We start from the raw sequence: 18290 nt of genomic DNA, 5'->3' as shown, positions 1-18290 counted from the left end.
AAATTTATTTTTCCCCCTCTGATTCGCTGGAGCTTTTAGATTCTGAATTTTTTCTTTTATAATCTGTAGTATAGAAGCCTGATCCTTTGAATACTATTCCCACAGGGGAGAATACTTTTCTGAGATTTCCTCCACACTTTACACAGGTTTTGGGTAATTCTTCACCAATATTAGTCATAATCTCGTATCTTTCGTGGCAGTTTTCACACTCAAATTCATATATTGGCATATTTCCCACCTCCTTCTTTGTTTTCCTTCATATTTTTTAATCTTTTATAATTTTATTGTCAAGAAGCCTTGTTTTAGGTTAAAATGTATTAGTGTGAAACTATTAATGTTTTAGAGGTGTGAATAAAGATGGAGGTAGAAACAAAAAGGTTACTTTTTTTGTCTCTTTATTTAATTTTGTTATTATACGTTGGGGGCTGTATAAGACCTATTCAGGTTTTTCCACAAAGTACAACCATAAATGGAGTTACTATAAATGTTGAAATAATAAGAGACTTTAAATGGTACAGTCTATCTCAAGATATAATGGTTTTAAATTTAGAGGTAATAAACAATTCTAACGAAGGTATTTGGATTTATCCCTTAGGTAAATCAGTGATCATATCTGCTAATGGAAGACAGTACATGCCTATAAGGGAGTTTTATTATCAATCTACAGGAGCGTCAAAAGTTTCCTTTGAAGTTTCTTTTAAGAGCAATGAACCACCAAGTTTTTCTCTCTTGCTGAGTAGCAATGATGAAGAAAAAAAGATTAATGAACTTATAAAAACATACGAACTCTTAAAATTTAAAGATGGTAAGGTATTTCCTGGTGCAAGGGTCAGTGGAATTTTAGCTTTTTATACTCCTTATGTTAAGTATCCTCTAAGATTTATAATACCTGAGGTTTTCTGGGAAAATTCACTTCAAAAATATGATTTTGAATTTATTATAGGAAGATGAGGAGGTAATTATGCGTAAGGCTGTAGGAGTGGATCTTGGAGGAACTAAAATTAATGTACTTCTTGTTAACGAGAAGGGAGAGGTTTTAGGTAGGGATAAACAGCCTACTGAGGCGGATAGGGGAAAAGATTATGTTATAAATAAGATTAAGGATATGATTCATAATGTATTACAGCAAGGTAGAGTGAGTGAAAAGGATATTGAAGGAATAGGAATTGGTTTTCCAGGTCTTATGGATAGAGAAAAGAAATCTACTTTGTATGCTCCTAATCTGGGGGATGAATGGAAGAAAGAAGTTTTTCTGGGAAGAGAATTAGAAGAATATTTTAATATTCCTACTTATTTAGAGAATGATGTTAACCTTATTGCTTGGGCAGAATGGCTCGTGGGGGCAGGGAGAGGTACAAAAACTATGATCTGTGTAGCTCTTGGAACAGGCATAGGCTCAGGTATCGTACTTAATGGGAAATTATGGATTGGAGCTCATGGGATGGCGGGTGAGTTTGGGCATATCACAGTACTCCCTGACGGACCTATTTGTGGGTGTGGAAATAGAGGGTGTATAGAAGCTATAGCCTCTGGAACAGGCATAGAAAAATATGCAAGAAGTATTCTCCCTCAACATACTGATAGTTTAATATGGGGCCTTTGCAATGGTAATCTTGAAGAGGTAACAGTTAAGACTATTTATCAGGCAGCAGAGCAGGGAGATAAATTGGCTATTGATATTTTCAATCACGCAGGGTATTATTTAGGAATTGCTCTTGCTAATTACGTGCATATTGTAGATCCAGAGAAGATTGTAATTGGTGGAGGAGTTGCTAATGTAAGGGAATATATAGGAAAGCCCATGAGAGAAGAGTTTTATAGGAGGGTTTTGCCAAGTTTTAGGGATAAAGTTACTTTTTCATGGGCAGAGCTTGGAGAAGATGCAGGTGGTATTGGAGCAGCATTATTAGCTTTGTATAGGTGATAAATCTAAGATGACTATACCTAATATAATTACTTTGATAAGATTGGTTATAATACCGTTTTATATGTATTTCTTACTTAATCAAAAACTTTTTATAGCAGCAATTCTCTATGGGATTGCTGCTATAAGTGATATTTTGGATGGTTATTTAGCAAGAAAGTTAAACCAAACGTCAGAACTTGGCAAAATTATTGATCCAATAGCAGATAAGCTTATTGTTATAATAAGCTTAGTATATTTAGGGTACAAAAATATTCTTCCCCTATGGGGAGTACTGATCCTTCTTACTAAAGAATTTTTAATGCTTTTAGTTGGTCTTTTCTTCTTAATAAAGAAGGTGGAGATTATCTCATCTAAAATATACGGTAAATTGGCAATGGTATTAATATCCATATCCATACTAATGGCTCTTTTAAGTATCCCTTTTCAAAATGTTGTATTTCTAATAGGTTTAGTAATTTCTTTGATAGCTGGAATTGATTACTTGTTTTTTTATTTGAACAACCTAAAAGCTAATAAAATCTGATACTATCAATTATCAGTTTGCCCTTTACTCCCATTTGATTTAGCCCTACAACATAAATACTTTCCAATTTTATTGGAAACACGGGTGAGACAAGCACTTTACTTGTTAAGGGTTTTAAATCTTTTAAGTCTCTTTCTACAACAGTCCATTTAGGAAAATCAAAACTTGAGGTATTTGTTATATCTATAACCCAGGGTTGATTATCGTTATCATAAAATAAAGCTCTAATCCAGCCCTCACCACTTCCTTTTAGGGAAATAGAGAATTTTGTTATATTTTGTGGTACTAAAATGTTTAGTTCCAAATATATAAAGGAATTATTTGTCTGCGAAGAATAGGTAACTGAGATGGCGCTATTTCCGGAATAAGAATCGCTGGTTAGGGTATAAGTGGTAGAACTTATATCATAATTTTTACCTTTTATAATCCAATTTTTATCAATCTCAAAGTCCTCAAAGATTATATTCTTTTTATCAAATATTTCAATGGGAACAGAAACCCATAGATTATTAAAAGTATATTCTAAGTTGGTCTTTCCAACATTTATGGCAGTAAATTTTTCTCTGTTTTTTATAAAAAATTTTGGGTCAAATTTTAAATTCTCAATAGGAAGTTCTATTTTTCTATTGAAGTTATCTACCACGTACACTTTAGGGATAAAAGTATCTCCAAGAAAGAATTGATCTCTTCCTGTATTGATTTCTAAATTTACAAAATCCCATACGAATATTTTTTTTGTAGTAGTTAACCCATTTAAGTTCAAGGTTAATAGGCTTTCTCCTAAATCTATTCCCTCTAAGGTCATATTACTTATGTCAAAATTTAATATAGGGTTTGAAAAAGTCCAAGTTAGCATAGAAGTATCAATAGGGTAAGGGTGATAATTTTCATCCTGAAGTAGCAGTTCTACTTTTATCTTATCCCCTTTTTTGATATAAATATCATCATTTTCTGTAAAAGCTAAGTATTTAGGCTGTGTATAAGGATAGACATTTCTAATCCCTAAGGCTACAGGTATTGGTCTTTCTATTTCTTGATTCATCAATTTTCCCCATATTAACTTCTGACTTGATCCTCCGCCGTCCATATTTATAGCATCAGAAATCCCCATTTCCTTAAGAATTTCACATGACTCTTTAAGGGTTACACCTATGGAGCTTTCTTTTCTTCCCTCAATAACAATAAAATAAATACTATTTTCTTTTGTCCCTATGATGGTCCTTGGGTGTCTTGAATTTACAATATTGTCATCAAAAGGTAATTCCTCAGTCTTTCCAAGTACTATTTCTTTGTTCTTGAGCAATATTGGTCCTCCGCCTATGGCTTCTTTTAAGGGTATTTGGGGAGTGCATTCACTGATGATTTCAAGTTTTTTTCCTACAGAAAATAGGGGAAGATATTTTAAAGAGGTACCTCCAAGAGATATAATACATGTATTTTCTTTTATAGGAGTTCTTTTAACCCCATAGTAGATATTTGTTATTACTCCACTTGTTTTACCTAAGGAGGGAATCTTATCTTCAAGGGCTACCTCGATATCAACTCCAGCCGAGGCATTTTCTCTAATTTGAGTCTCTTTTCCAAAATATCTTGTAAATATATTTATACCGTCTATACCCCTTGGAGAATTAATAGCGTTTATAGGAATTATATTCTCATCAACTTTTATCTTTAAATTAATGTTAAATATATCAATTATAGGTTTATTATCAAAGGTCAAACCAAAGATTCCTCTTTTTATAGGAAGGTGTATTAATTCTCCGTTTTTAATTACTAATCCTACAGGTTCAAAGGTTTTTGGATCAAAAAAATTACCATTTATTATAAGATCGTAGTTTTTATATTTGGGAATCTCAGATAATCTGTTTTGAGATATAATTGTTTCTATCTCCAAAAGGGGATCCATATCTACCTTAGTTATATGATAGACTAATTTATCCCTTACCACCTTTTCGTAAGTAGCGTTAGGGGCTATATTGAATTTCTCGACAGTAAAAGATGGAGAGATAAACAATAATAGGCATATAAAGAATACAAGTTTAAACATTATCTTCCTCATATTAGAAATTATACTTTTAAAAGTTATTCTTGACAAAAATTTTTATGTACTATATAATTTTACCACTTTAAATTATTAAATAGATAAAGGAAAATGAAAAGAGAGAGTCTAGAAAAGATTATAAGAAGAAGACTTGAGCTTTGGGGTTATAATGAAGTAAGAATACCCATCTTATATGAAGATATTTGGGGAAAGGAAAACCTTATTTATTTTGAGAAAAATGGAAAGTTTTTAGCCTTAAGACCTGAAATTACTCGAGAGATATTAAAGTCTATAAGATATGACAAGATTCCTAAGAGAATGTTTTATATGGGACCAATTTTTAAATTAAATGGGAGAGAAGTAGAAGAGAATTACCAGATTGGTTGGGAGCTGATCTATAAACCGTCGCTTTGGAGAGATGTGGAAGTCCTTCTTATTATCAAGGAGGTTTTTGAGGATATAGGAATAGATGATTACATTATTGAGCTTGGAAATACTAAAATTTGGGATTTTATTTTGAGGTTTATAAAGGATGAGGAGAAAGTAAAATCTCTAAGAGAATTTCTTGTTAAGAGAGATTATGTATCTTTTTTAGAGAAATCAGATCTATCCAATTCTGAGCTTAAAAGTGAGATTTTGAACCTCTTTTATTATGACAGTTGTGATGAAGATTGTGTTTTTTTAAACTCTTCTCTTAGAGATGAGATTAATTTTTTGAATAGTTTTAAAAAGCTTCTCGTTAAATTAGGATTTAAAGAAGATAAACTCATAGTTAACCCTGCTTTAATGAGACCTTACGAATACTATGATGGGATTATTTTTGAAGTCTATTTGAAAAACTCTAAAACATCTTTAGGTGGTGGAGGAAGTTATATTGAAAGGAATAAATATAACGAACTTCTATATGGATTTGGGTTTGCTTTTGTAGAAGAAAAACTATTGGAGTTAGTTAATGGAACTTTTTTGGAGGAAAATATAAGGTATTTTGTTTATCCTGAGGAACAATTTATAAGGATCTATGAGGATATGCGCAAGGAAAGGGAAAAAGGTATAATTTCTGTATTCATTCCTAAGGATGAGGGAGTGTTAGAATGATAAGGGTTGCAATACCTACAGGAAGAATGCTTGAACAGGCATTAGATTTTTTAAGAAATTTTGATGATAGACTTCTTGATGAAGAAAAGGGGCGTAAGTTGAGGATACATGGGGAAAGATTTGAGGTATTCCTCGCCAAACCTTGGGATCTTCCCTTGTATGTTGAGGAAAGAGTAGTAGATCTTGGAATTATTGGAAGGGATGTAATTTGGGAACAAGAAAAAAATGTGGTTAATTTGATCTCTCTTCCTTTTGGTTATTGTAAAATGGTTATAGCAGGTTATCCTTATGTTTCTCTTAAAGGAAATGGAAAAGAGATTAGAATTGCTACTAAGTATGAAAATATTACTAAGAAACTTCTTGAAAACAGATGGGGTAAAATTAAGATTATTAAACTTAACGGTTCCGTAGAACTTGGTCCTATTTTAAATATATCAGATCTTATTGTAGATATAGTGGAGACGGGGAAGACATTAAGGGATAATGGACTTGAAGTTAAAGAAGTATTGTTTGAGTCTTCTGCGTGTTTAATATCGAACGTGGTAAGTTTTGCATATCTTCGGAAAGAAATTTTGAGTTTTGTAAAAGAGGTGAGAAAATTAAATGATAAATGTAATTAAGGGACTGGATTTTAATTTAAAACTTTTGAGAATGGAGGAGTCAAAAGTTAAAGAAGTAGAAAAAGAGGTAGATTTTATTGTAGAAGAGATTAGGACCAAAGGAGATTTAGCTCTCCATAATTTCTCTTTAAAATTTGATAACTACGATTCTAAAAAATATGGGTTCAAAATAAGTGTCCCGGAAATTGATTTATCTAATGATTTTGCTACAGCAATTAAGGTAATGATTGAAAGGGTTAAAAATTATTATATCCATGAATATAAAAATTCATGGTTTTATAAAGATGGGGAAAGTATTTTAGGGCAGCTAATTGTGCCTGTGGACAGTGTGCTTCTTTATGTTCCAGGTGGAAAGGCTTCTTATCCTTCTACAGTAGTTATGGGGCTTATTCCTGCTATGATTGCTGGAGTCAAAAATTTATATGTAACGACACCCCCTTCTAAAAGAGAGGATAGAAACTTATTATATACTTTAAGACTTCTTGGCATAAAGGAGTTATATCTTCTTGGCGGAGCTCATGCTATTTCAGCTTTTGCTTATGGTACAGAGTCTATTCCTAAGGTGGATATGATTATTGGACCTGGAAACTTATATGTGGCCCTTGCTAAGAAGAGGGTTTTTGGAGATGTAAATATTGACGGGATATTTGGTCCCAGTGAGATTTTAGTGTGGATTAATTATAGAGGTAAAGATCTAAATCTGAGAAAAATAGTGTGTGATTTTTTGGCTCAGTTAGAACACTCTCCTTATGATAGGGGGTGGATGATCTTACCTGAAGAATTACTTGATAAAGTAATGGGCTTAATTAAAGAGGAAGTTGAAGGATCGGGAAGAGGTGATATTTTGAAAGAAGCAATAAAAAATTCCTTTCTGATAATTGAAGAGGATGAGGAAAGAGCTATCAATTTAATAAATCAAATTGCCCCAGAGCATCTTGAGATTATTGATTTTTCAGGGGAGAGACATATCCCATATATCAAAAATGCTGGAGCCATATTTATAAACCATTCCTCCATATTTGGAGATTTTATTGCAGGGCCGAGTCATATTTTACCTACAGGCGGATCTGCAAAGTTTTCGTCAGGGCTTTCTGTTAATTCTTTTTTAAAGAGAATAAGCTTTGTAAAGCTTAGTGCAAAAGAGCAAAAAATACTTGCGGAATACGGAAGTATCATAGCAAGAGAGGAAGGTTTCTATATGCATGAAAAGAGTTTAAGAAACTATAAGGAGGAGTGAAGAAATTGAATATAGAAAAACTCTTGAAAAGTAATTATGTAGGGTATAAGGCTAATGTTCCTGATTTGCCTATTAAGCTTTCAAGAAATGAGAATCCTTATGATATCCCTAAGGAGATAAAGGAAGAGATTCTTAATGAATTATTAAACACTCCTTGGAATAGGTATCCGGATGGGCAGTCTTTAAGATTAAGAAATAAATTAGCAGAATTTCTAAATTTATCTGCAGAAAATATTTTGGTGGGTACTGGTTCTGGAGAACTGATTCAACTGGTTTTTAATGGATTCCTTGAAGAAGGAGATAGAGTTATATTGCCTGTACCTACTTTTCCTCTTTACGAGAAACTTTTACAGCAAAGAAAAATAGAGATAATAAAGGTTTTTCTGAATAAAGAAGATTTTTCTTTAAATTTTGATTTGCTAAAAAATTATTTCCAATATAACCCTAAAATTCTTGTGATTACTAATCCTAACAATCCTACCGGAAATTTTTTGTTAAAAAAGGAAGATTTTGAGAAGATTAAAGATTTTCCAGGAATTATATTAATAGATGAAGCCTATTATGAATTTTCTGGCTTAACTTTTTTGTCTCACACAGAAACATTTCCTAATGTGATTATTTTAAGGACCTTTTCTAAGGCTTTTTCTGGCGCAGGTATAAGGTTAGGATATTTGATTTCTAATTCCAAAATTGTTGGGTATTTGAACAATTTCAAGCTACCTTATAATGTGAATGTTTTTACACAGATAGCAGGGGAAAGGTTAATTGAAAAATGGGATTTGTTAAAAAATAGAATAGAAATTATTAAAAGAGAAAGGGATAGAGTGTTTGAAGAGATGCAAAGACTTAAAGACATAAAAGTTTATCCTTCTGAAACAAATTTTATTTTGTTTAGGTCTGAAAAGATATATGAAATATTGAAAAAATGCGAAGAAGAAGGAATAGCTCTAAGAGATTTTAGTAAAGAACCCCTTCTTGAAAATTGTCTAAGAGTATCCATTGGGGATAGAAGGGAAAACGATATTTTCATAAAAGTATTAAAAGAGGTGTGTATATGAGAAAATCGGAGATTGAGAGGGAAACAAAAGAGACTTATGTGAAAATATTATTGAACCTTGATGGAAGTGGATCTTTTTTAGGAGATTTTCCTGTCCCTTATTATAAACACCTATTTTCTGCGTTTTGCTTTTATGCAGAATGGGATGTGGAGATAATGGCTAAGGGAGATGTTGAGGTAGATCCTCATCATCTCATAGAGGATACAGGTATAGTGTGGGGAAAGGCGTTTTATAGCGCAGTTTCTAATTCTAATTTTTTGCGATTTTCGAGTAAAATTGTTCCTATGGATGAAGCCCTAGTTATGGCAGTAGTAGATATAAGTGGAAGGCCTTATTTGGAGATAAGAGATGACAAGGGGATTTTAAATGGAAGACTTATAAAGGAGTTTTTGAGAGGATTTGTAAATAATTCTCAGATAACCTTACATATATGGTTGCTCTCAGGAGAAAATTTACATCATATTGAGGAGGCTATTTTTAAAGCTTTGGGTCTTGCTTTAGGGGAAGCTTCAAAAGAGGTACCTAATCTTAAGTCTACAAAGGGGAAGATATGGTGAAAGCACTTATTGTGGATTATGCTGCAGGAAATTTATTCAGTATAATTAAGGCTTTTAAATATATTGGTATTGATCCTATAGTAAGTAATAATCCTAAAGACTGGGAAAAGGCAGATCTTCTTGTGTTTCCTGGACAGGGAAATTTCTCACAGGCAATGCTAAACTTAAGAAATGAAGAAAAGGATGCAATTTTTAGGGAACTCTTGAGAAAGAAACCTTTTCTTGGAATATGTCTTGGTATGCAAATACTTTTTGAGGAAAGCGAAGAAGCACCAGGTGTTCCTGGTTTTGGATTATTTAAAGGTAAGGTTAAGAAAATTCCAGTGAATAAGATTCCTCATCTTGGTTGGAATGAGGTAGATTTAAAAAGAGAGAGTACCTTTTTCAAAAACATCCCTAATAGATCTTTCTTTTATTTTGTCCATTCTTACTATGTGGATACAAAAGAGGATATTATTTATGGATTTACCGAGTATGGGATAGCTTTTCCATCCTTTATTGTAAAGGATAACATCATTGGGGTACAATTTCATCCAGAAAAAAGTAGTGATAAGGGAGTAAAGTTTTTGAGTAATGTACTGGAGGAAATCCAAAAATGTTAATTATTCCTGCTATTGATATTTATAAATCTAAAGTAGTGAGAATGGAGACTGGTAAAAAAGAAAAGATTATTCTTGAATTTGATAATCCAATAGATCTTGCTAAATATTGGGAAAAGAAAGGAGCAAAAGCTCTGCATCTTATTGATCTTCAGAGTGCCATTGATGGAATCGATGAGAACAAAAATATAATAAGAGAGATAATAAAAAATGTTTCAATTCCTGTGGAGGTAGGTGGGGGATATAGAGATAAGGAAAAAATTGAAGAGGCTATAAATTGGGGAGTATGGAGGGTGATTGTAAGTAGTATTTTAGAAAAAGATTTAGGTTATCTTTCTGATCTTTTCTCAAAATACAAAGAGAAAATAATTCCAAGCATAGATTGGTATGATGGAAGAGTAGGGATCAAGGGATGGCAGGATTTTGTAGAATGGAGAAATATTAAAGATAAACTTGACCTTCTTAGAGTAAAGGAAGTAATTTTTACAGATATATCTCGGGATGGTACCTTAAGAGGGATAAATGTGGAAAATATTAAGACTTTTTTGAGGCTTCATGATTATGATATTTGGATAGCGGGGGGAATATCTTCTATAGAAGATATAATTAAGATTAAAAATATCTGGAAAGAAACAGAAAGGATAAAAGGGGTAATAATAGGAAGAGCTCTTTTGGAAGGGAGAATTAACTGGGAGGAGGCAGAGGATATTATAAATGCTGGCTAAAAGAATAATTCCCTGTCTTGATACTATTGGGAAGAAGGTAGTAAAGGGGACAAGTTTCATAAATGTAAGAGTGGTGGGTGATGCTAAAGAACTTGCAAGAAGATACGAAAAAGAGGGAGCAGATGAGATAGTACTTCTTGATATAACTGCTAGTGAAGAGGGAAGAAGTACTTTTGTGGATGTGGTTACCGATGTTGCATCAGAGCTTTTTGTTCCTTTGACAGTAGGTGGTGGAATAAAAAACATAGAGGATGTAAGGAGACTTCTAAAGGCAGGAGCTGATAAAGTTTCTATAAATACCTCGGCTGTAGAGAATCCCGATCTAATAAATCAGATTGCTTCAGAGTTTGGGAGTCAATGTCTTGTAGTAGCCATTGATGTAAAAAGGAGAGGGAAAAAATCTTGGGAAGTATATATAAAAGGTGGGAAAGTCCCTACTGGGATTGATTTTAAAGATTGGGTAATTGAGGTAGAGAAGAGAGGAGCTGGTGAAATTCTTTTAACTAGTATAGATGCAGATGGACATCTTTCTGGATACGATTATGAGCTTCTTGAATATGCTTTAAGTTATTCAAATCTTCCATTAATAGCTTCTGGTGGTGCGGGATCTTTGGAGGATTTATATAAAGCATTAAAAATTGGTGTCGATGCGGTTCTTGCTGCCTCAATTTTTCATTTTGGCACTTATTCTATTCCTGAAGTTAAAAGATATTTAAGGGAGAAGGGAATATGGGTGAGATTAGATTAGAAATTAATGAGTTGATTGAAGATCTAAAATTTGATGAAAAAGGACTTATTCCTGTGATTGTGCAGGATTACAAGACAGGAAAAGTACTAATGCATGCTTATATGAATGAGGAGGCTTTAAAGAAAACCATAGAAACAGGAGAAGCTTGGTATTATAGTAGAAGTAGAAGAACCTTGTGGCATAAGGGGGAAACCTCTGGTAATTATCAAAAAGTGGTAGATATAGCAGTAGATTGTGATAAAGATACTTTACTCCTTCTTGTGGAACAGATAGGCGTTGCTTGTCATACTGGAAATTTTAGCTGTTTCTATAGATCTTTGAAAGGAGGAGCAAGTTTTATCTTTCACCTTGAAAATCTTTTAAGAGAAAGGAAAAAAACTCTTCCTGAAAATTCTTATTCAGCAAAACTTTTTAGAGAGGGAAAAGAAAAAATCCTGCAAAAATTAGGGGAAGAGTCTATTGAGACTATAATTGCTGGAATGAACGGGAAAAAGGATGAATTCATATACGAAGCTTCAGATTTATTATTTCATTTTCTTGTTTCTCTTATAGAGGAAAATGTGGAATTTAGGGAGATTATTGAAGAGTTAATTAGGAGACATAAATAACTATTATTGGGTGTAGGTTAGAGTATAGGTTTCTGTTTGAGTCTCTTCTTTTTGAGTTTGTTCCTGAGGGATAGGTTGAGACTCTATGAGAAAGTCAAAATCTCTTGGTGGTATATTTTTCAAAGCATTTTGCATGAATTCCTTCCAAGTCATAGCGGGCAGTAATCCTCCAGGAACCTTGTTAGTTGGGGTATAATCGTCATTACCCATCCAAATTCCAGCGCAAAGATCAGGAGTAAAACCAATAAACCAAGCATCTCTGTAATCATCCGTAGTTCCTGTTTTACCTGCAGCAGGCCTTCCAATATTCGCTCTGGTTCCAGTACCATTAGTGATCACTCTTTTCATCATTTTAACAAGAGTTGCTATCACATCCTTCTCTATTACTGGGGTAAGTTCTGGGGCACTGTTATATAAAATATTTCCCTTTGAATCTTCAACCCTTAAAATAGCTATTGGGGTTATCCTGTTCCCACCATTTGCAAATCCAGAATAGGCTCTTACCAATTCATATAAGGTAACTCCAGAAGTGCCAAGGGCAAGAGCAAGACTTGGTTCGAGGGGACTTTCTATACCAAGTTTTCTTGCATTTCTTATTACATCTCCAACGCCTACTTCTTCCAGCAAGAGAATGGTAGCTAGATTGTATGAATTTTCTAAAGCTTCCTGGAGGGTGATTGTTCCATGTAATTTTCCATCATAATTCTTAGGCTTCCATATTTTCTTGTTAAAAGTGTAAGTTACCTCTTTTTCTTCAATAAGATCATATGGTTTAAATCCCTTTTGTATAGCGGTGAGATATACAAAAGGTTTAAAAGCAGAACCAGGTTGTCTTACAGCCATAGATACCCTATCAAATTGACTTTTCGAGTAGTCTATCCCTCCAACCCATGCCTTTATGTATCCTGTGTTAGGATCAATAGCAAGCAATGCACCTTGACTTACTTTATACTTTTTACCATATTGTTCAATGATCTTTTTAAGAGAGGCTTCTGCGTAGCTTTGGAGATTCGTATCCAAGGTAGTGTAGACCTTAAGTCCACCGCTATACACCATATCTTTTCCAAATTTGTTTATTAGCTCTTTTAGGACATAATCAAAAAAATAAGGAGCAATATTTTTTGCCTGAGGAGAATCACCATCTCTCTTAATTATTCCTAAAGGTGCTTTGATTGACTTTTCATAATCGGCCTGGTTTATATAACCCTCTTGATACAGTTTCTCAATTACTATATTTCTTAGCATTAAAGCTTTATCGGGATTTTTATAAGGAGAAAGAAGTTCTGGAGCAGGAATGATAGCTGCGAGTAATGCAGATTCTGGTATAGTTAAATCAGAAGCACTTTTTCCAAAATAGTATTGGGAGGCAGCTTCTGCCCCATAATTCCCATGTCCCCAATATATTAAGTTTAAATACATTTCAAGAATTTGCTGTTTTGTAAAATATTTCTCTAATTTTGTAGCTATATAAATTTTTTTGATCTTTTTATTTATAGTCCTTTCGGGAGACAGAAAAAGAAGCTCTGCAACTTGCTGGGTAATAGTACTTCCTCCTTGTTTTTTTTCTAAATGTAAAAGATCCACAAGGATTGCTCTTACTAATCCTCTTATGCTTACTCCTGAATGAGTATAAAATTCTTTGTCTTCTGAGACTACTACTGCTTGCTGAAGATAAGGAGATATTTTGTAGAGTGGAACATATATACGATTTTCCTTATACAGTCTTCCTAAAATCTTATTGTCTATGGAATAGATTATAGTGGTTTGGCTTGGTTTGATCTCCACCCATCTATCTATTGGAGGTATATCTCTAATTACCGTCAATACGTAAATAGAAACTCCAACCAAAAGAATCAAGATAAAACTGAAAATCCCCAGAAGAACATATATAAAATTTTTTCTTTTTTTATTTCCACTTATTTTTATCTCTTTCACATACTTGTTTTTCATAGTTTTTAGTTTTAGTTCCTCCTTCAAAAAATATGATATTATAGTATTATATAAAATCATAAGCGTATTTTACAGGTGACTTATGGATTTTCAAGTATTTATAATAACAGGATTATCTGGGGCTGGAAAATCACAATCCTTAAGAATTTTGGAGGATCTTGGTTTCTTCTGTGTAGATAATATACCTCCAAAATTAGTACCTACCCTTATTGATCTTTGTTTAGCTACAAATGGTAAAATTTCAGGCCTTGCGGTAGTAATAGATATACGCACTGAAAATTTTTTGGAAAGCTTTAAAGAGATGGTAGAGATAATCAAATCTCGAAATATTCCATATAAAATCCTCTTTTTAGAAGCCAAAGATGAGGTTATAGTTAAAAGATATAACGAGACCAGGAGAATACATCCTCTTTTAAAAGAAGGGGGAACTATTCTTGAAAGTATTAGGCTTGAGAAGGAAAAACTTTGGGAGATTAGAAATTTAGCTACCGATATTGTAAATACTTCTGATTTCTCTATAAAAGAGCTTAAAGAAGTAATATTAAAAATAGTAACCTCATTAAATACGACTGTTAAGCCTAATTTTCTAATTACAATAACTTCCTTTGGATTTAAGTATGGAGTACCTATTGATGCTCATTTGGTTTTTGATGTCAGATTTTTACCTAATCCTTTTTATGATCCAAAACTTAGACCTTTTTCTGGTAAGTCTGAAGAGGTAAGAGGCTTTGTGTTAAGTAAAAAAGAAGCACGTGATTTCATTGAACATATAAAGAAACTGCTTGACTTTTTGATACCTCTATATGAGGAAGAAGGAAGAACAGTTCTTAATATTGCAATAGGTTGTACAGGAGGAAGACACCGAGCAGTAGTAATAGCTGATGAGATATTTTTCTATTTAGCTCCAAAGTATAATACTCATCTCCTTCATAGGGATATAGAGAAAGATGTTCATATATTAAAATAATAATATGGAAGGGCGCAGAATTTTAACAGTTATAGGTGGTGGAACAGGCCTCTCTACAATATTGAGAGGACTAAAGAGGTACAATTTAGATTTGAACGCTATTGTAACTGTGAGTGATGATGGTGGAAGTTCGGGTAGATTAAGTAAGGATTTAGGAGTACTTCCTCCTGGGGATGTAAGAAATTGTCTTGTAGCTTTAGCTGATGAGGAGTCTTTAATGGCAAAGTTGTTTCAGTATAGATTTACTAATGGAGATTTAAAGGATCATTCCTTTGGAAATCTTTTTTTGGTAGCTATGTCGGCTATTTTAGGAGATTTTCTTTTAGGGGTTAAAGAAACAAGTAAAGTTCTTGCTATAAGAGGGAGAGTCTTGCCTTCAACCTTGAAAAGGGTAAAACTAAAGGCTTATTTTGAAGATGGATCTATAATTTTAGGGGAGACTTCTATTTCTTCCTATGGAAAAAGCAAAATAAGAAAGATAGAATTGGTGCCTATAGATACTGATGTGAATATATCAGCAACTTCTGAGGCGGTAGAAGCCTTAGAAAAATCTGATTTGATAATTATAGGCCCAGGAAGTCTCTACACTAGCATAATTCCTAATTTGCTCTTAGAAGAGATTAAAGATACTTTAAAAAATATAGATAACAAGAGAATTTTGTATATATGTAACGTTATGACTCAACCGGGTGAAACTTTAGGTTATAAGGCTTCAGATCACTTAAGAGCAATTGTGGAGCATATGGGATTTAATCCTATTGGATATGTTTTAGTAAATACAAAAAGACCCTCCGAAGAAGTATTAAAGAGATATAGAGAAAAAGGTGCAGATTTTGTGGAACCCGACTTGGAAAATCTTAGAAGTCTTGGGGTTGATATTTTAGCTGGGGATTTTATTAATGAAGGAGACTTAGTAAGACATGATCCTTTTAAGGTAGCGGATTTTATTATGGAGAGGTTTATAAACTCAAAGGAGTTTTAAAAATTGACAAAAGATTGTATATTTCTATAATATAAATCTATAAAGGAAGGGAGGATTTTTTTAATGGCTAAAAAGACGATTTTAGATTTAAGAGATGAAGATTTAAAAGGTAAAAGGGTTCTTGTAAGAGTTGATTTTAATGTACCTTTGAAGAACGGAGTTATTACTGATGATAGAAGAATAAGAGAGGCCTTACCAACTATAAAATATCTCATGGATAAGGGTGCAAAGGTAATTTTAGTATCTCACCTTGGAAGACCCAAAGGATTTCAGGATGATTTAAGATTAGACCCAGTAGCTAAGAGATTAAGTGAACTTCTTGGCAAACCTGTGAAAAAACTTAATGATTGTATTGGCGAAGAAGTGGAGAGAGAAATTTCAAACATGAAAGAAGGAGATGTGATACTATTAGAGAATATAAGATTTTATAAAGAGGAAGAAGCGAATGATCCAGAATTTGCTAAGAAACTTGCAAGCCTTGCAGATTTATATGTAAATGACGCTTTTGGAACCGCCCATAGAGCTCATGCCTCTACCGCAGGTGTTGCTCAATATATTCCTGGTGTAGCAGGGCTTTTAATGAAAAAAGAAATCGAAATTATGGGAAAAGCTTTAGAATCTCCAGAAAGACCATTTATATGTATTCTTGGTGGAGCAAAAGTATCGGATAAAATAGGAGTTATAAAGAATCTAATGAATAAAGTAGATGGATTTCTTATTGGTGGCGGAATGATGTTTACTTTTTTGAAGGCTTTGGGTTATGAAATTGGAAAATCCATAGTAGAAGAGGATAAGCTTGATCTTGCAAAAGAGATTATGAATATGGCAAAAGAAAGAGGAATTCAGTTTTTGCTTCCAAAGGATGCTGTAGTAGTAAAAGAAATCAAAGAAGATGCTCCTACCTCTATAAAGGATATAGATAAATTTGAAAAAGATGATATTGGGGTTGATATTGGACCGAAAACAATTGAACTTTTTAGGGAAGAAATTTTAAAGGCAAAAACTATAATTTGGAACGGTCCTATGGGAATATTTGAAATTCCTGCTTTTGCAAATGGAACTCGCAAAATAGCAGAGGCGATAGCTGAGAATAGAAATTGTGTAAGTATTGTAGGAGGAGGAGACAGTGCTGCAGCTATACAGACGTTAGGTTTAGAAGATAAATTTACTCATATTTCTACCGGTGGTGGAGCTTCTCTTGAATTCTTAGAAGGAAAAGAACTGCCAGGGGTAGCAGTTTTACAAGATAAATAACTAAATTAAAGAGGGGGAGAAATTGGCTAGTATAAGAGAAACATTAGAAGAAATATCAAAATTAGATGGGGTGCAGGTCTCTGTACTTGTAAGTGATGATGGTCTCCTTATTGAAAGTGTTGCGAAGGATAGTTCAAATACTGAGTCATTAGCAGCGGTTGCTTCAGGAAGTTTGAGAGCTTCAGAAATGATAGGAATGGAACTTGCAAAGGGTTCCACAAGGGAGATGGTCATAATTTTTGAGGATGGAGCAGTATTTATAGTACCATTAGAGGGAAAGCCTGCAATACTTGTGGTAGTTTCTAGTAAAGGAGCAAATTTGGGAAAAATCAGAGTGGGTATTAAAAAGGGTGCTTTTCAATTGGCAAGATTGATATAAATCTTTGTTGTAGGAGGGAATAAATTGAGAAGGAAAATTATTGCTGCTAACTGGAAAATGTATAAAACTTGTGCGGAAACTGAGAGTTTTATAAAAGAATTTAAAGAACTTTCAAAAGGTTATGAGGAAAAGGAGATTGTAATATGTCCACCTTTCACATCTTTATATGTAGCAAATAAGCTTCTTGAAGACACTCCCATTAAGCTTGGTGCTCAAAATATGTTTTGGGAAAAGGAAGGTGCATACACAGGGGAAATTTCTCCTATAATGCTTAAGGATTTAAATTGTAGTTATGTAATAATAGGGCATTCAGAGAGAAGACAATATTTTTCTGAGACTAATGATATGATAAACAAAAAGCTTAAATCTGCATTTGAGTATGAGCTAATACCCATATTTTGTGTGGGAGAAAAATGGGAAGAGCGAGAAAAGGGAAAGACAGAGGAAGTTATTACTGAGCAAGTAAAGAAGGGATTACAAGGTTTGGAAAAAGAAAAAGTAGAAAAAATTGTAATAGCCTATGAGCCAGTTTGGGCCATAGGAACAGGTCATTCTGCAAAAGGAGAAGATGCTAATGAAGTAGCAAAACTAATAAGAAGAATAATTTCTGAAATATATGATGAAGAAGTCTCTCAAAAGGTGAGGATACAATATGGTGGAAGTGTAAATCCCCAAAACATTAAGGAATTCTTAGCTCAGAGTGAGATTGATGGGGCTTTGGTTGGTGGAGCGAGTTTAAAACCGCAGTCTTTTTGGGATATAGTTAGAAGTTAGAAAAGAGGTGAATAAGAAATTATGACTATTGTGCTTTATATTTTACATTTTTTAGTATCCATAGGTATGATAGCGGTGATACTTTTTCAGTCAGAGGTTGGAGAAGGATTAGGTTTTATTGGGGGTGGAGAGACAACTTTTTATAAAGCAAAAAGGCAGATGGAGAAGGGATTGAAACAAGCAACAGTGGTCCTTGCTGTATTATTTATGATAACCTCTGTGCTTATCTTTGTTATTCACTAAAAA

The 18290-nt window shown here is 33.4% G+C and carries 21 protein-coding genes; 18 read left to right on the top strand and 3 right to left on the bottom strand.

Annotated features, from left to right (window positions below):
- Positions 1-4: 4 nt before the first annotated feature.
- Positions 5-229 carry an FmdB family zinc ribbon protein gene (locus ACP5QL_RS02670; protein WP_012583476.1) on the bottom strand — a complete coding sequence of 75 codons (225 nt, stop codon included), beginning with the start codon at positions 227-229 and terminating at the stop codon, positions 5-7.
- 128 nt (positions 230-357) lie between these two features.
- Between ACP5QL_RS02670 and ACP5QL_RS02665 the strand changes: the two genes are divergently transcribed.
- Genes ACP5QL_RS02665 through ACP5QL_RS02655 form a run of 3 tightly spaced genes read left to right on the top strand, consistent with a single transcriptional unit; the run spans position 358 to position 2450 of the window.
- Positions 358-951: a hypothetical protein gene (locus ACP5QL_RS02665; RefSeq protein ID WP_428125257.1), complete on the top strand. Its 594-nt coding sequence runs from the start codon at positions 358-360 to the stop codon at positions 949-951.
- 10 nt (positions 952-961) lie between these two features.
- On the top strand, positions 962-1924 hold the full coding sequence (locus ACP5QL_RS02660; RefSeq protein WP_273333500.1) for an ROK family protein: 963 nt from the start codon (positions 962-964) through the stop codon (positions 1922-1924).
- 10 nt (positions 1925-1934) lie between these two features.
- The gene (locus ACP5QL_RS02655) at positions 1935-2450 is read left to right on the top strand and encodes a CDP-alcohol phosphatidyltransferase family protein (RefSeq protein WP_428125254.1); all 516 of its coding nucleotides are present in this window, start codon (positions 1935-1937) and stop codon (positions 2448-2450) included.
- Here the strand turns inward: ACP5QL_RS02655 and ACP5QL_RS02650 are convergent.
- Positions 2437-4497 carry a phosphodiester glycosidase family protein gene (locus ACP5QL_RS02650; protein ID WP_428125250.1) on the bottom strand — a complete coding sequence of 687 codons (2061 nt, stop codon included), beginning with the start codon at positions 4495-4497 and terminating at the stop codon, positions 2437-2439. The two genes, ACP5QL_RS02655 and ACP5QL_RS02650, sit on opposite strands and share 14 nt — an antisense overlap.
- A 105-nt stretch (positions 4498-4602) precedes the next feature.
- Between ACP5QL_RS02650 and ACP5QL_RS02645 the strand changes: the two genes are divergently transcribed.
- Genes ACP5QL_RS02645 through hisIE form a run of 9 tightly spaced genes read left to right on the top strand, consistent with a single transcriptional unit; the run spans position 4603 to position 11738 of the window.
- The gene (locus ACP5QL_RS02645; RefSeq protein ID WP_272994984.1) at positions 4603-5586 is read left to right on the top strand and encodes an ATP phosphoribosyltransferase regulatory subunit; all 984 of its coding nucleotides are present in this window, start codon (positions 4603-4605) and stop codon (positions 5584-5586) included.
- Complete coding sequence (gene hisG / locus ACP5QL_RS02640) at positions 5583-6206, top strand: ATP phosphoribosyltransferase (RefSeq protein ID WP_012583482.1); 624 nt, start codon at positions 5583-5585, stop codon at positions 6204-6206. The genes ACP5QL_RS02645 and hisG overlap by 4 nt, the downstream gene beginning before the upstream one ends.
- Entirely contained in the window at positions 6190-7443 is a 1254-nt protein-coding gene (hisD, locus tag ACP5QL_RS02635; RefSeq protein ID WP_273333505.1) for a histidinol dehydrogenase, read from the top strand. The genes hisG and hisD overlap by 17 nt, the downstream gene beginning before the upstream one ends.
- Positions 7440-8501, top strand: coding sequence for a histidinol-phosphate transaminase (gene hisC, locus ACP5QL_RS02630; RefSeq protein WP_272994979.1), 1062 nt, complete (start codon positions 7440-7442; stop codon positions 8499-8501). The genes hisD and hisC overlap by 4 nt, the downstream gene beginning before the upstream one ends.
- Entirely contained in the window at positions 8498-9058 is a 561-nt protein-coding gene (locus ACP5QL_RS02625; RefSeq protein ID WP_012583485.1) for an imidazoleglycerol-phosphate dehydratase, read from the top strand. The genes hisC and ACP5QL_RS02625 overlap by 4 nt, the downstream gene beginning before the upstream one ends.
- Positions 9052-9660 carry an imidazole glycerol phosphate synthase subunit HisH gene (hisH, locus tag ACP5QL_RS02620; RefSeq protein ID WP_012583486.1) on the top strand — a complete coding sequence of 203 codons (609 nt, stop codon included), beginning with the start codon at positions 9052-9054 and terminating at the stop codon, positions 9658-9660. Before ACP5QL_RS02625 ends, hisH begins: the two co-directional genes overlap by 7 nt.
- Positions 9654-10382, top strand: coding sequence for a HisA/HisF-related TIM barrel protein (locus ACP5QL_RS02615; RefSeq protein ID WP_012583487.1), 729 nt, complete (start codon positions 9654-9656; stop codon positions 10380-10382). The genes hisH and ACP5QL_RS02615 overlap by 7 nt, the downstream gene beginning before the upstream one ends.
- Complete coding sequence (hisF, locus tag ACP5QL_RS02610; protein WP_012583488.1) at positions 10372-11130, top strand: imidazole glycerol phosphate synthase subunit HisF; 759 nt, start codon at positions 10372-10374, stop codon at positions 11128-11130. The genes ACP5QL_RS02615 and hisF overlap by 11 nt, the downstream gene beginning before the upstream one ends.
- Positions 11112-11738, top strand: coding sequence for a bifunctional phosphoribosyl-AMP cyclohydrolase/phosphoribosyl-ATP diphosphatase HisIE (gene hisIE, locus ACP5QL_RS02605; RefSeq protein ID WP_012583489.1), 627 nt, complete (start codon positions 11112-11114; stop codon positions 11736-11738). Before hisF ends, hisIE begins: the two co-directional genes overlap by 19 nt.
- A 3-nt stretch (positions 11739-11741) precedes the next feature.
- On the opposite strand, the gene ACP5QL_RS02600 is transcribed toward hisIE, so the two are convergent.
- Entirely contained in the window at positions 11742-13688 is a 1947-nt protein-coding gene (locus tag ACP5QL_RS02600) for a transglycosylase domain-containing protein (RefSeq protein WP_428125242.1), read from the bottom strand.
- 82 nt (positions 13689-13770) lie between these two features.
- Here ACP5QL_RS02600 and rapZ point away from each other — a divergent pair, with 82 nt between their 5' ends.
- From rapZ to secG, 6 genes are all read left to right on the top strand, one after another.
- Complete coding sequence (gene rapZ / locus ACP5QL_RS02595; protein ID WP_012583491.1) at positions 13771-14655, top strand: RNase adapter RapZ; 885 nt, start codon at positions 13771-13773, stop codon at positions 14653-14655.
- 4 nt (positions 14656-14659) lie between these two features.
- Positions 14660-15637, top strand: a complete 978-nt coding sequence (locus ACP5QL_RS02590; protein ID WP_012583492.1) for a gluconeogenesis factor YvcK family protein — start codon at positions 14660-14662, stop codon at positions 15635-15637.
- 63 nt (positions 15638-15700) lie between these two features.
- Positions 15701-16891, top strand: a complete 1191-nt coding sequence (locus tag ACP5QL_RS02585) for a phosphoglycerate kinase (protein WP_272994972.1) — start codon at positions 15701-15703, stop codon at positions 16889-16891.
- A gap of 22 nt (positions 16892-16913) precedes the next feature.
- Positions 16914-17270, top strand: coding sequence for a roadblock/LC7 domain-containing protein (locus tag ACP5QL_RS02580; RefSeq protein WP_012583494.1), 357 nt, complete (start codon positions 16914-16916; stop codon positions 17268-17270).
- A gap of 24 nt (positions 17271-17294) precedes the next feature.
- Positions 17295-18044 (top strand): triose-phosphate isomerase, encoded by a 750-nt coding sequence (tpiA, locus tag ACP5QL_RS02575; RefSeq protein ID WP_012583495.1) that lies wholly within the window; start codon positions 17295-17297, stop codon positions 18042-18044.
- Positions 18045-18065: 21 nt separating this feature from the next.
- Positions 18066-18287 carry a preprotein translocase subunit SecG gene (secG, locus tag ACP5QL_RS02570; RefSeq protein ID WP_012548001.1) on the top strand — a complete coding sequence of 74 codons (222 nt, stop codon included), beginning with the start codon at positions 18066-18068 and terminating at the stop codon, positions 18285-18287.
- Positions 18288-18290 lie beyond the last annotated feature (3 nt).

This window comes from Dictyoglomus sp., from assembly GCF_049968615.1.
GTDB classification, from domain to species: Bacteria; Dictyoglomota; Dictyoglomia; order Dictyoglomales; family Dictyoglomaceae; genus Dictyoglomus; species Dictyoglomus turgidum.
The sequence above is the reverse complement of the archived record's forward strand: the minus strand, read 5'-3'. Positions and strand labels throughout refer to the sequence as shown.

Bases quoted from the DNA above. Each gene is read 5' to 3' on its own strand.
- ACP5QL_RS02670 (WP_012583476.1), bottom strand. From the start codon at position 229: ATGCCAATATATGAATTTGAGTGTGAAAACTGCCACGAAAGATACGAG.
- ACP5QL_RS02665 (WP_428125257.1), top strand. From the start codon at position 358: ATGGAGGTAGAAACAAAAAGGTTACTTTTTTTGTCTCTTTATTTAATT.
- ACP5QL_RS02660 (WP_273333500.1), top strand. From the start codon at position 962: ATGCGTAAGGCTGTAGGAGTGGATCTTGGAGGAACTAAAATTAATGTA.
- ACP5QL_RS02655 (WP_428125254.1), top strand. From the start codon at position 1,935: ATGACTATACCTAATATAATTACTTTGATAAGATTGGTTATAATACCG.
- ACP5QL_RS02650 (WP_428125250.1), bottom strand. From the start codon at position 4,497: ATGTTTAAACTTGTATTCTTTATATGCCTATTATTGTTTATCTCTCCA.
- ACP5QL_RS02645 (WP_272994984.1), top strand. From the start codon at position 4,603: ATGAAAAGAGAGAGTCTAGAAAAGATTATAAGAAGAAGACTTGAGCTT.
- hisG (WP_012583482.1), top strand. From the start codon at position 5,583: ATGATAAGGGTTGCAATACCTACAGGAAGAATGCTTGAACAGGCATTA.
- hisD (WP_273333505.1), top strand. From the start codon at position 6,190: ATGATAAATGTAATTAAGGGACTGGATTTTAATTTAAAACTTTTGAGA.
- ACP5QL_RS02625 (WP_012583485.1), top strand. From the start codon at position 8,498: ATGAGAAAATCGGAGATTGAGAGGGAAACAAAAGAGACTTATGTGAAA.
- hisH (WP_012583486.1), top strand. From the start codon at position 9,052: ATGGTGAAAGCACTTATTGTGGATTATGCTGCAGGAAATTTATTCAGT.
- ACP5QL_RS02615 (WP_012583487.1), top strand. From the start codon at position 9,654: ATGTTAATTATTCCTGCTATTGATATTTATAAATCTAAAGTAGTGAGA.
- hisF (WP_012583488.1), top strand. From the start codon at position 10,372: ATGCTGGCTAAAAGAATAATTCCCTGTCTTGATACTATTGGGAAGAAG.
- hisIE (WP_012583489.1), top strand. From the start codon at position 11,112: ATGGGTGAGATTAGATTAGAAATTAATGAGTTGATTGAAGATCTAAAA.
- ACP5QL_RS02600 (WP_428125242.1), bottom strand. From the start codon at position 13,688: ATGAAAAACAAGTATGTGAAAGAGATAAAAATAAGTGGAAATAAAAAA.
- rapZ (WP_012583491.1), top strand. From the start codon at position 13,771: ATGGATTTTCAAGTATTTATAATAACAGGATTATCTGGGGCTGGAAAA.
- ACP5QL_RS02590 (WP_012583492.1), top strand. From the start codon at position 14,660: ATGGAAGGGCGCAGAATTTTAACAGTTATAGGTGGTGGAACAGGCCTC.
- ACP5QL_RS02585 (WP_272994972.1), top strand. From the start codon at position 15,701: ATGGCTAAAAAGACGATTTTAGATTTAAGAGATGAAGATTTAAAAGGT.
- secG (WP_012548001.1), top strand. From the start codon at position 18,066: ATGACTATTGTGCTTTATATTTTACATTTTTTAGTATCCATAGGTATG.